Annotated in this window: 15 protein-coding genes; 12 read left to right on the top strand and 3 right to left on the bottom strand. The window is 62.3% G+C overall.

The genetic code is table 11. The annotated features are described in order from the left end of the window. The first annotated feature begins 43 nt into the window (after positions 1 to 43). Both dapA and smpB read left to right on the top strand, forming a co-directional pair. Positions 44 to 925 carry a 4-hydroxy-tetrahydrodipicolinate synthase gene (gene dapA, locus Q1V51_RS07395; RefSeq protein ID WP_300554749.1) on the top strand — a complete coding sequence of 294 codons (882 nt, stop codon included), beginning with the start codon at positions 44 to 46 and terminating at the stop codon, positions 923 to 925. Beyond that, positions 922 to 1389, top strand: coding sequence for an SsrA-binding protein SmpB (smpB, locus tag Q1V51_RS07390; RefSeq protein WP_300554746.1), 468 nt, complete (start codon positions 922 to 924; stop codon positions 1387 to 1389). Before dapA ends, smpB begins: the two co-directional genes overlap by 4 nt. Here the strand turns inward: smpB and Q1V51_RS07385 are convergent. Continuing rightward, the gene (locus Q1V51_RS07385; protein WP_300554743.1) at positions 1386 to 2381 is read right to left on the bottom strand and encodes a GlxA family transcriptional regulator; all 996 of its coding nucleotides are present in this window, start codon (positions 2379 to 2381) and stop codon (positions 1386 to 1388) included. The two genes, smpB and Q1V51_RS07385, sit on opposite strands and share 4 nt — an antisense overlap. A 69-nt stretch (positions 2382 to 2450) precedes the next feature. On the opposite strand from Q1V51_RS07385, the gene Q1V51_RS07380 reads away from it, so the two are divergent. Then, on the top strand, positions 2451 to 2648 hold the full coding sequence (locus tag Q1V51_RS07380; RefSeq protein ID WP_300554740.1) for a glutathione S-transferase: 198 nt from the start codon (positions 2451 to 2453) through the stop codon (positions 2646 to 2648). Here Q1V51_RS07380 and Q1V51_RS07375 read toward each other — a convergent pair. Both Q1V51_RS07375 and Q1V51_RS07370 read right to left on the bottom strand, forming a co-directional pair. Beyond that, entirely contained in the window at positions 2630 to 3289 is a 660-nt protein-coding gene (locus tag Q1V51_RS07375) for a uracil-DNA glycosylase (RefSeq protein WP_366522719.1), read from the bottom strand. The two genes, Q1V51_RS07380 and Q1V51_RS07375, sit on opposite strands and share 19 nt — an antisense overlap. Beyond that, positions 3286 to 3819: an NYN domain-containing protein gene (locus tag Q1V51_RS07370; protein WP_300554734.1), complete on the bottom strand. Its 534-nt coding sequence runs from the start codon at positions 3817 to 3819 to the stop codon at positions 3286 to 3288. Before Q1V51_RS07370 ends, Q1V51_RS07375 begins: the two co-directional genes overlap by 4 nt. Here Q1V51_RS07370 and folK point away from each other — a divergent pair. The 9 genes from folK to recO all read left to right on the top strand — a co-directional run bounded on the left by folK (position 3818) and on the right by recO (position 11158). Continuing rightward, a complete protein-coding gene (gene folK / locus Q1V51_RS07365) occupies positions 3818 to 4363 on the top strand; it encodes a 2-amino-4-hydroxy-6-hydroxymethyldihydropteridine diphosphokinase (RefSeq protein ID WP_300554732.1) in 546 nt (181 codons plus the stop codon). The genes Q1V51_RS07370 and folK overlap by 2 nt on opposite strands. 88 nt (positions 4364 to 4451) lie before the next feature. Next, complete coding sequence (rpoZ, locus tag Q1V51_RS07360; protein ID WP_300554729.1) at positions 4452 to 4832, top strand: DNA-directed RNA polymerase subunit omega; 381 nt, start codon at positions 4452 to 4454, stop codon at positions 4830 to 4832. 6 nt (positions 4833 to 4838) lie between these two features. Next, positions 4839 to 7076, top strand: coding sequence for a bifunctional (p)ppGpp synthetase/guanosine-3',5'-bis(diphosphate) 3'-pyrophosphohydrolase (locus Q1V51_RS07355; protein ID WP_300554726.1), 2238 nt, complete (start codon positions 4839 to 4841; stop codon positions 7074 to 7076). After that, a complete protein-coding gene (gene pyrE, locus Q1V51_RS07350) occupies positions 7073 to 7657 on the top strand; it encodes an orotate phosphoribosyltransferase (protein ID WP_300554723.1) in 585 nt (194 codons plus the stop codon). The genes Q1V51_RS07355 and pyrE overlap by 4 nt, the downstream gene beginning before the upstream one ends. Positions 7658 to 7659: 2 nt before the next feature. Continuing rightward, positions 7660 to 8391: a pyridoxine 5'-phosphate synthase gene (locus Q1V51_RS07345; protein ID WP_300554721.1), complete on the top strand. Its 732-nt coding sequence runs from the start codon at positions 7660 to 7662 to the stop codon at positions 8389 to 8391. Next, positions 8388 to 8801, top strand: coding sequence for a holo-ACP synthase (acpS, locus tag Q1V51_RS07340; protein WP_300554718.1), 414 nt, complete (start codon positions 8388 to 8390; stop codon positions 8799 to 8801). The genes Q1V51_RS07345 and acpS overlap by 4 nt, the downstream gene beginning before the upstream one ends. Then, positions 8794 to 9483 (top strand): ribonuclease III, encoded by a 690-nt coding sequence (gene rnc / locus Q1V51_RS07335; RefSeq protein ID WP_300554716.1) that lies wholly within the window; start codon positions 8794 to 8796, stop codon positions 9481 to 9483. Before acpS ends, rnc begins: the two co-directional genes overlap by 8 nt. After that, entirely contained in the window at positions 9473 to 10420 is a 948-nt protein-coding gene (gene era, locus Q1V51_RS07330; protein WP_300554714.1) for a GTPase Era, read from the top strand. Before rnc ends, era begins: the two co-directional genes overlap by 11 nt. A gap of 9 nt (positions 10421 to 10429) precedes the next feature. After that, positions 10430 to 11158 carry a DNA repair protein RecO gene (gene recO, locus Q1V51_RS07325; RefSeq protein WP_300554711.1) on the top strand — a complete coding sequence of 243 codons (729 nt, stop codon included), beginning with the start codon at positions 10430 to 10432 and terminating at the stop codon, positions 11156 to 11158. Positions 11159 to 11270: the final 112 nt, after the last annotated feature.

Here is an 11270-nt window from a genome sequence, read left to right as displayed (position 1 = left end):
CGATATGGTCCGCCGCCTCATAATCAGCTTTCGAGATTGAAACATGTTCAAGGGCTCCATCACTGCGCTCGTCACGCCTTTCAAGAACGGTGCCGTCGATGAAGATATGGTTGCCGCGCTTGCAGAACGTCAGATCGCGGCTGGCACGCACGGGCTCGTCCCCTGCGGAACCACCGGTGAATCGGCGACGCTGACCTTCGAAGAACACATGCGCGTGGTTGAAATCGTTGTGAAAACCGCCGCCGGCCGGGTGCCTGTTATTGCCGGTACGGGGTCGAACGCAACTGCAGTTGCGATCGCCAACCACAAACGGGCCCTTGAGCTGGGTGCGAACGCCGGCCTCGTTGTTGCGCCATATTACAACAAGCCCAATGCGGAAGGCCTGTATCAGCATTTTGCCGCGATCAACGCGTCCTGCGATCTGCCGATCATTGTTTATAATGTCCCGGGCCGGACGGTCGTCGATATCGACGCCGAGACGGTCGCCCGGATTTCCCGCCTGTCCAATGTGATCGGCATCAAGGATGCCACCGGGGACATGGCGCGGGTGTCGGAACATCGCCGCCTGATTGGAGAGGATTTTGTTCAGCTGTCCGGCGATGATCCGACGACGCTGGGCTATAATGCCACCGGTGGCGTGGGCGCGATCTCCGTGACCTCCAATGTCGCGCCGGAACTCTGTGCGCGTTTCCAGGAGGCGACGCTGAATGGTGACTGGGCCCTGGCGCGCCAGCTCAATGACCAGCTTTTGCCGTTGCATCATGCGCTGTTTACATCCTCGAGCCCGGGACCGGCCAAGTATGCGATGTCGCTGCTCGGCGTTTGCTCGCGTGAGCTTCGCCTGCCGTTGACGGAGCCGGCCGAAGCCTCGCAGGCTGCCGTGCGCGATGCCATGGCTATTGCAGGCCTGCTGGAGCCGGCATGAACAAACCGCGCGAGGACGGGGCCATTGCGATCAATCGCCGAGCCCGGTTCGATTACGAAATCGAGGAAACCTTCGAAGCGGGTCTGGCCCTGGTCGGTTCGGAGGTGAAGTCCTTGCGCGAGGGTAAGGCGAATATCGCCGAGTCCTATGTCAGCCCGGAACGTGATGAAGTCTGGCTGATCAATTCCGATATTCCGACCTATGGTCCGGCCAATCGCTTCAATCATGAGCCGCGCCGGCACCGCAAACTCCTGCTCAAGCGGCGCGAGATCGCCAAGTTGCAAGGCGCTGTCGCCCGCGAAGGGCGGACCATCATCCCGCTGCGGCTCTATTTCAACGACCGGGGGATGGCCAAGCTCCTGATTGGTCTGGCCAAAGGCAAGAAGACGGTCGACAAGCGTCAGACCATCAAGGATCGGGACTGGAACAAGCAGAAAGCCCGACTGATGAAGGAACGCGGCTAGAGCGCCATCGCGAAGTTCTTGCGATAGGCCTGTGGCGAGACCCCAAGCAGGCGCGTGAAACTGCGCCGCATGCGTTCATCACTGCCAAAACCGCAACGGGTCGCGACGTCCTTGATCGACTGGTCGGGGTCTTCCAGAGCCTGGCGGGCCGCTTCCACACGCATTTGCTCAACCGCGCGGGCCGGCGTCTGTCCGGTTTCCTCGGCATAGATGCGGGCAAAATTGCGCGGGCTCATGGCACAGCGAACCGCGAGCTGTTCGACGCGCAAATCGGCGGTGAGATTATCCTTCATCCAGAAATGCAGCGCATCGAACCGGCCGGTCGCGGTGCGGGTCTGTTGTTGCAGCGCTTCGCTGAACTGGGACTGGCCGCCGGGCCGTTTGACATAAACGAGAAGATGGCGCGCCAGCTCCAGCGCCGTATCGCGTCCATGATCGGCCTCGACCATGGCGAGGGCGAGATCAATGCCGGCTGTAACGCCCGCTGACGTCCACACCCCGCGATCCTCGATGAAGATCGGGTCCGGCTCGACCTGGCAGTCCGGATAGGCGCGAGCGAGATCCTCGCAGGCATTCCAATGTGTGACCGCACGACGGCAATCCAGCAAATCTGCGGCACCCAGCAAGAAGGCGCCGGTACAGGTCGAGGCAATACGACCGCATTTGCGGCTCGCGAGGCGGATCGCTCCGATCAGGCGCGGGTCACGCGCGGCCGGGTGCACCCCGTTGCCGCCCGACACCATCAGCGTATCCATATCGTCCAGGCCGACGCCGGCGAGGCGTCTGGTGTTGAGCAATACGCCGGTGTCGGTCTCAACCGGTCCGCCATAGAGCGATGCGAGAACGGTGACATAGGCCTCCCGGCCCAGGATCTCGTTGGCATCCGCGAAAACCTGGAGCGGCCCGGTGATGTCGAGCATCTTGGCGTTTTCGAACAGGACGAAAGCGACGCGGCGCTGCTCTGTATCGGTTTTGGCAGAAAAGGAGGGCATGTCGTCGTTTATGCCAAGATTCCGGCCTGTATTCTAGCTAAAACTCTAACAATCCGAATGAGAATAAACATGCCGGAATTTGCCAGCCGCGAGGTCTTGAACGCCCATTGTCCCTGGTCGGGTAAACCGGTGTCGCCCGATAGCCTGACCCGTTATCGCGGCCAGACCGTCGGCTTCTGCAATCCGGGCTGCCGCGATAAATTTGACGCCGCCATCCGACTTTTCGATCCGCTCGTGAACGCGCGAGCTCAAAGCGCGTCGAGATAGGCGCGGATCCGCGCGAAGACGGCGTTGAACATGTCCTCGGTCAGTCGGCCGGTATTGGTGTTGTAGCGCGAGCAGTGATAGCTGCCGAACATCTGCACCGGCCCGTTCGGCCCGGCGACCTGCGCCTCGGCGCCGTGGCCGAAAGCGACATCCTTGAGCCTCAGGCCGAGCGCCCGGACTGTATTATCGTGGGCGATCTTGCCGAGCACCAGAACCGCCTTGAGGTCCGGCATGGCAGCGATGCGATCGGTCAGGAAGGGCCGACAGGCATTGGCCTCCGCACCCACGGGCTTGTTCTCCGGTGGGACGCAGCGCACGGCATTGGTGATCATGGCGTCGACCAGTTCCAATCCGTCATCGGCGCGGCTGTCATACGTACCGCGGGTGAAGCCGTGATTGCCCAGCGTCGCATAGAGCAGGTCACCGGCCCAGTCGCCGGTAAACGGGCGCCCGGTGCGGTTTGCGCCGCGCAGGCCCGGCGCCAGGCCGACGATCAGCAGGCGGGCATTGTCCTGGCCGAAGGAGGCAACCGGCGCATTGTGCCAGTCCGGATAGCTTCTGGCGGTGTCCTCGCGATAGCTTACTAGGCGCGGACACAAATCGCAGGTGAGGGGCGGTTCAGGGCGAAGCATCAGCATCATTCCCCGCCGCGGCCAATCATGTGTTCCAGATCGCGCAGCTCGATGAAATTATCGGCCACCCGGCGTAGCTCGTCGGCGATCATCGGCGGGCTGGTGCGCAGCGAGGAGACGACGCTGACCCGCGTGCCGCGGTTCTGAACCGCCTTGACGGCACGGCAGAAGTCGCCATCGCCGGAAAACAGGATGATATGATCAAGATAGTCGGCGGCCTCGACCATATCGATGGCCAGTTCGATATCCATGTCGCCCTTGATGCGCCGACGCCCCTGGTCATCGGTGAATTCCTTGGCCCGCTTGCTGACCACCGAAAACCCATTGTAATCGAGCCAGTCGACCAGGGGTTTCAGGGGGTTATAGTCGTCCTGCTCGAGCAGGGCGGTGTAGTAATTGGCCCGCAACAGCCGTCCGCGCTTGCGAAATTCGTCCAGCAGGCGTTTGAAGTCGATATCGAAGTCGAGGGATTTCGTGGTGGAAAAGACATTGGCGCCATCGATGAAAAGCCCGATGCGCTCGTCCGGATAAAACGTCATGGCGCAAAATACCCTGGATAAAAATTATCAAAGCAATACAGGGGCGATCTATATCGGCTTGGGGGCTAACCTGCCATCGGGAAATCTCAGCCCCGCCGAAACCCTGCAAGCCGCCATCGCGGCGATGGAGGCAGCGGGCTTGCTCGTTCTCAAGCGGTCGGGTTTCTGGGCCAGCCCGGCCTGGCCGGACCCGTCCGACCCGCCTTATGTCAATGCTGTGATCGAGGTTGCATCGACGCTGACGAGCGGCGAGATCCTAGCCTGCCTGCATGGGATCGAGGCCGAGTTCGGACGCGAGCGTTCGGTGCGCAATGCGCCGCGTCCCCTGGATCTCGATCTGGTCGATTGTCGCGGGGAAGTGTCGCAGGCACCCGGGCCGCTGCTGCCGCATCCGCGCATGGGCAGCCGGGCCTTTGTCTTGTGTCCCCTGGCCCAGATCGCGCCGGACTGGGTGCACCCGCAAACCCGTGAGGGGATTGCGGCCCTCGTTGAGGCATTGCCCGCCGCCGATCTAGATGTGACGCGCCCTTTGCAGAATAACTGATCACAAGGCGCAGCAGGGCCTTGTTTTTGTGCGCGTGCGAGGATAGGTAACGCGGTTCCTAGAATTGTCCGTCAAGGAGACTGCGCGCATGGCCCGCGTTACTGTCGAAGACTGCATCGAAAAAATTCCGAACCGTTTCCGCCTGGTCCTGCTGGCTGCGCACCGCGCCCGCAATATCTCGGCCGGGAGCGCGCTGACGATCGATCGCGATAACGACAAGAACCCGGTCGTCGCCCTGCGCGAGATCGCTGACGAGACGCTCGACATGGACGGCCTCAAGGAGAGCCTCGTCACCGGTCTGCAGCGCGTGCTGCCAAGCGAGGACGAAGAGCAGGAGAACGTCACCGCTTCAGCCGCGCCTGCGGAGGCAGAGATGGAAGCTCTGCCGGCACCGATCGAGCTGGACGAGTCGGAAATGCTCAAGGCCCTTCAGGCCGACCGGGATGGCGCGCCGGACGGCCGCCTCTAACCCGCGTTGAGTTCCGGCGCGACGTCACCCAACCTGGCCTCGCCGCCGCCCGCCATTCCTAGTGCGGACGAGCTGGTTGCCCGTATCGAACGGTATTTCCCGACCGTCGACGGCGATTTCGTGCGCCGAGCCTATGATTTTGCCGAAGAGGCGCACCGCCCACAGCGCCGTGCCTCTGGTGAACCCTATTTCGCGCATGTCGCTCAAGTGGCGGTGATCCTGTCCGAACTGCGCATGGACGTCGCCACCATTTGTACCGGCCTGCTGCACGATACGGTCGAGGATACGCCGGCGACGCATGAACAGCTGGTGGAGCTGTTCGGTGACGAGGTCGCCAATCTGGTCGATGGCGTCACCAAGCTGGGCCAGATGGAGTTGCGCTCGAAACGTACCAAGCAGGCGGAAAACCTGCAGAAACTGGTCGTTGCGATTTCCTCTGATGTTCGCGTCCTGATCGTCAAGCTTTGCGACCGTCTGCACAATATGCGCACGCTTGATGCCATTTCCCGGCCGGAAAAACGCGAGCGCATCGCCCGCGAGACGCTGGAAATCTATGCCCCGCTGGCCCGCCGCATTGGTATCAACCGGGTTTGCGTCGAGCTCGAAGATCTGGCTTTCGAGCATGTGAACCCGGCCGCGCATGAATCGATCACCCGCCGGCTCCGGCACCTGCGTGAGGAACATGCGGACGAGGTCGCAGCCGTGTCCGAGGCGATCACCGAGCTGATGATGAAATACGACATTGATGCGCGTATTTTCGGCCGGGAGAAGCGATCCTATTCGATCTGGCGCAAGCTCGAGCGAAAGGGTCTGACCTTTGACGAGATCGCAGATATCTATGCCTTCCGTCTGATCGTGACCGAGCCGGATGATTGCTACAAGGCGCTCGGCGTGGTGCACCAGACGTGGCGCTGTGTGCCGGAGCGCTTCCGCGATTTCATCTCCGTGCCCAAGCCGAATAATTACCGTTCGCTACACACCACGGTGATCGGTCCGAACAGCGTCCGCATCGAGCTGCAGATCCGCACCGAGGATATGGAATCGATCGCCGAAAGCGGTGTCGCTGCCCATTGGCGCTACAAGAATTCGACTTATCGCTATGACCCCGATGCGGCCCAGGCTGCGGGCGGTGATCCGCTGGATCGTCTGCGTCCCTTCGTGGGGATCCTCAACCAGGGTGGCGATCCGGATGAATTTCTCGAGCACGCCAAGCTCGAAATGTTCGCTGACCAAGTCTACGCCTTCACGCCGAAGGGGGATCTGATCTCGCTGCCGGCGGGGGCAACGCCGCTCGACTTCGCCTATGCCGTTCATACCGAGCTCGGTCACACGACAGAGGCCGCGAAAATCAATGGTCGCGAGCGCCCGCTGCGGACCCAGTTGCGCAATGGCGATGTGGTCCAAATCGTCAAAGGGGGCGTGCGCCAACCGCCGGCCGGTTGGGAGAACCTCGTCATTACCGGGCGGGCACGGGCGGCGATCCGCCGCCTGATCCGCGAAAGCGAGCGCGATGAATTCCTGCGCATCGGCAAGATCATGGCCGATCATGCTTTCCGCCGAGAGGACCTGACGCTGATCGAGGGGGACCTCGGGGATGCCATCAGCCGGTTGGAGCTCGGGAATATCGAAGACCTGTATGAAGCTCTGGGGCGTGGGCGTATTACGTCGGCCGACTTCCTCAATGCGGCCTTCCCGGGGCGCCAGGAAGAGCGACCTGAGGCCAAGGACCGCGAGCTGATCGAAGACGACAAGGCGCGGCTCTTCGTCCGCGGTCGAGGGCTGACGCAGGGCGTTACACTGCATTTCGCCTCGTGTTGCTCGCCGCTGCCGGGAGACCGGATCGTCGGGGTTCTGATCCCGGAGAAGGGTATCGAAATTCACACGATCGATTGTGAGCGCTTGGCCCAGTTCGAGGGCGGTGAGATGGATCGTTGGCTTGATCTGGCCTGGACGCCGGAAGCTGAAGGTTCCGCCGTGTCGATGGCGCGCATACTGGCGGTTATGCACAACGAGCCGGGGGCGCTCGCTGAAGTGGCCAGGATCGCCGGCGAGAACCGCGCGAACATCGCCAATGTCCGCACCCTCAACCGGGCGCCGGACTTTTTTGAAATGCTGTTTGATGTCGAAGTATTTGACACCCGCCATCTGGCCAATTTGCTGGCCGCTCTGCGTATGAGCCAGGTCGTTGTCTCGGCCGAGCGCATGCGGGCGGAACTGGAAGAAAATGAAGTGGACGAGTTATGACCCGCGACGAAGTGCTTGAGGAATTCCGTGGTGCCGGAGCCCTGCTGGAAGGGCATTTCATTCTGTCTTCGGGCCTGCGCAGCCCGGTATTCCTGCAGAAGGCCCGGGTCTTTTCCGAACCGGCCCGCACCGAACGCCTGTGCAAGGCTCTGGCGGAAAAGGTCCGCGCCGAGCTCGATATCGAGCCGACCGTTATCGTCTCGCCCGCTGTTGGCGGCATCGTGCCGGGTTATGAAACCGCTCGTCACATGGGCCTGAAAGCGCTGTATGTGGAGCGCCAGGATGGCGAGTTCACCCTGCGCCGCGGTTTTGAACTCTCCTCCGACGACAAAGTGCTGGTGATCGAAGACATTGTCACCACGGGGCTGTCCTCGCGCGAATGCATCGAGGCGATCAATGCCACCGGCGCGACCGTGATTGCGGAAGGCTGTCTGGTGGATCGTTCCGGTGGCGAGGCCGATGTCGGCGTGCCGCTGATCTCTCTGGCGCAGTACAAGGTGCCGGCCTATGAGGCTGACAAGCTGCCGCCCGAGCTGGCTGCCATTCCCGCGATCAAGCCGGGTAGCCGGGGGCTCGCCTGATCATGCGCCTGGGCGTCAATATCGATCACGTGGCCACTATCCGGAACGCGCGCGGGGGAACCCATCCCGACCCGGTACGCGCAGCCCGTCAGGCGGCTGAAAGCGGCGCGGACGGTATTACCGCGCATCTGCGCGAAGACCGTCGCCATATCACGGACGAGGATATCGACCGGCTGATGGCCGAGATCGAGCTGCCGCTCAATCTGGAAATGGCCGCGACCGAGGAAATGCTCGAGATCGCCCTGCGCCACAAACCCCACGCGGTCTGCCTGGTGCCGGAAAAGCGCGAGGAGCGCACGACCGAGGGCGGGCTGGATGTGGCCGCAGGCCATAATCACATTGCCCCCTTCGTCAGCCGTCTGTCGGATGCCGGTTGCCGTGTCTCCCTCTTCATCGAGGCAGATCCGGTCCAGATCGCGGTCGCCGAAGCCATGGGCGCGGCGGTGGTCGAGCTGCATACCGGCGCCTATAGCGAAGCGGCTCTGCGCGGGGATGACGAGGCCGTCGCGGGCCACATGGAATTGCTGCGCGCCGGCGCCAGAGAAGCGCATCGCCGTGGCCTGGAAGTGCATGCCGGGCATGGCCTGACCTATGACACCGTCAAACCGGTTGCCGCCATTCCTGAGCTGGCCGAGCTCAATATCGGCCACTTCCTGATCGGGGAGGCGATTTTCCGCGGTCTGCGTGAAGCAGTCACGACCATGCGCGGGCTGATTGCTGAGGCGCGTGCATGATCCTTGGCCTCGGTTCCGACTTGATGGATATCCGCCGCATCGAGCGGTCGCTCGACCGCTTCGGTGATCGCTTCGTGCAACGTGTTTTCACCGAGATTGAGCAGGCCAAGTCGGACAAGCGCCGCATGCGCGCCGCCAGCTATGCCAAGCGCTTCGCGGCCAAGGAAGCCGGCGCCAAGGCGCTCGGGACCGGCATTGCCCGCGGCGTGTCGTGGAAAGAGATCGGCGTGGTGAATATGCCCGGCGGCAAGCCGACCCTGGAGTTCAAAGGGCGGGCGCTGGAGCGCCTGGGCAGTATGACGCCGGACGGTATGGAAGCCTTTGCCCATATCACCATCACCGATGACCATCCCTGGGCCCAGGCCTTTGTCGTCATCGAGGCAAGGCCGATCGGAGGCTGGCGTGTCTGATCCGGTCCAGGCGCTGGAACAGCGCATTGGTTATGTTTTCAAGGACCGCGAGTTAATCGAGCGCGCCCTAACCCATTCCAGCTTCGGCGAGGGCCGCAAGACCGCGCGCAATTACGAACGTCTGGAATTCCTGGGCGACCGGGTTCTGGGTCTGATGACGGCGGAAGCCTTGTTCCGCATGTTCGAGGGCGCTGATGAGGGCGCTCTGGCGCCCCGCCTCAACGCGCTTGTGCGTAAGGAGACCTGCGCCGATGTCGCCCGTGCCGCAGATCTTGGCCGGGCCCTCCGCATGGGTCGTTCCGAGGAAACCGGGGGTGGGCGCAACAAGACGTCGATCCTGGGTGATGCCTGCGAAAGCCTTATTGCGGCGATTTATCTCGATGGTGGTCGCGAGGCCGTGCAGGCGTTCTACGACAAATATTGGGGCGAGAAGATCGAGGCCTTGCTGCATAAGCCCAAGGACGCCAAGTCAGCCCTGCAGGAATGGGCAGCCAAGGCCGGCCATACGCCGCCGAAATACCGCCTGACGGAACGCTCCGGACCGGATCACCGGCCGATCTTCACCGTCGAGGTCACCGTCGGATCTCTGGATGCGGCTGAAGGTGAGGGGCGATCGAAACAAATGGCCGAACGCGAGGCCGCAGAAGCGCTGATGGCGCGGGAGGGCGTAGATGTCCGATAATCAGGAACGCCGTTGCGGCTTTGTCGCCGTCATCGGGTCGCCCAATGCCGGCAAGTCGACCCTGGTCAACGCCCTGGTCGGCGAGAAGGTCACCATCGTCACCCACAAGGTCCAGACCACGCGCTTTTCCGTACGCGGAGTGGCGCTGGAGGGCACAAGCCAGATCGTCCTGGTCGACACGCCCGGCGTCTTCGCGCCGCGCCGCCGGCTCGACAAGGCCATGGTCCACGCTGCCTGGGCGGGTGCGGATGATGCCGATGCCATCATTCATGTCATTGATGCCGGTGCCCGTGACCGCATGGCGCGCGGTGAGAGCAAGTCCGGCGACAGCAAGATGATCGAGGATGATGAACGCGTCATCGAAGGTCTCAAGCGCGCTGGCAAGACGGCGATCCTGGCTCTTAACAAGATCGATCTCCTCGAGCGCGACCGGCTTCTCGCAATTTCTCAAAACCTTTTTGAAACTGGTTGTTATTCCGATGTTTTCATGGTTTCAGCGAAGCGCGGATATGGCACGGATACGCTGAAAGCCCATCTTGCCGGTCTGATGCCGGAAGGAGTCTGGCACTATCCGGAAGACCAGGTCGCGGACCTGCCCTCGCGTATCCTCGCTGCCGAGATCACGCGCGAAAAAGTCTATCTGCGTCTGCACGAGGAATTGCCCTACGCCTCCATGGTTGAGACCGAGGCGTGGAAGCGCCTTCGTGATGGCTCGATCCGGGTCGAGCAGTCTATCCTGATCGAACGCGACAGCCAGAAGCCGATCGTGATCGGCAAGGGCGGCGCGGCGCTAAAGGCGATCGGCGAGGCCTCCCGTACCGAGCTGGAGGAAGTGCTGGGCTGCAAGGTGCATCTCTTCCTCAATGTCAAAGTCGATCCGAAATGGATGAACCGGCGCGGGCATTATTCCGATGTCGGTTTGGACTTCGACGTCTAGACTGTCTCCATGGAATGGAGTGATTCCGGCATTATTCTCGCCGTGCGCCCGCATGGTGAAACCAGCGCCATTATCGAAGTACTGACCCCCGGACAGGGCCGTCATGCCGGTCTGGTCAAGGGCGCGCGTTCGCGCTCCCTGCGCCCGATCCTGCAGCCCGGAAACGAGATCCGGGTCGCCTGGCGGGCCCGGCTTTCAGAGCATCTGGGCCAGTTCCAAGTCGAGCCGGACAGCCTTAGCGCCGGCGTCGTCATGGAAGACCGGACAGCCTTGGCCGGACTCAATGCGGCCTGCGCCATGGCCATACTGGCCTTGCCCGAACGCGAACAGCATGAGGCTGTCTATGACGGTTTCCGGGTCTTGCTCAACTCGCTCGAGGATATCGATATCTGGCCGGCGCTTTATGTGCGCTGGGAGGCGGGGCTGTTGTCAGACCTGGGCTATGGGCTGGACTGGGAGAAGTGTGCCGTTACCGGCGTCACCGAGGACCTGACGCATATCAGCCCGCGTACAGGCCGTGCGGTGTGCGCAGAAGAAGCCGCGCCGTATGCGCCTAAGCTTTTGTCACTCCCTGGCTTCCTGCAAGGATCCGGAAACATAGCCGCCGGCGATATCGCCAAGGGGTTTGAGCTGACCGGCTATTTCCTCGAACGCCGCGTGCTCTGGCCGGTCGACAAGCAATTGCCGGATGCGCGGGAGCGTTTGCTCGCGGCGCTTGAGCGGGAAGGCCGGCTCTAGGGGCGGGTTCCTCGATATAGCTGGAGAAAGCGGCTTATTTTCCTGCGCTCCAGACCTGCCCCATCATGCAAATCGCCTATACTGACCTGTCCGAATCGAGAGGTGGTGCGAG

Origin of the sequence: Maricaulis sp. (genome assembly GCF_030149235.1) — a bacterium.
In the GTDB taxonomy this organism is placed as follows: domain Bacteria; phylum Pseudomonadota; class Alphaproteobacteria; order Caulobacterales; family Maricaulaceae; genus Maricaulis.
This window is presented reverse-complemented; position numbering and strand designations above follow the sequence as displayed.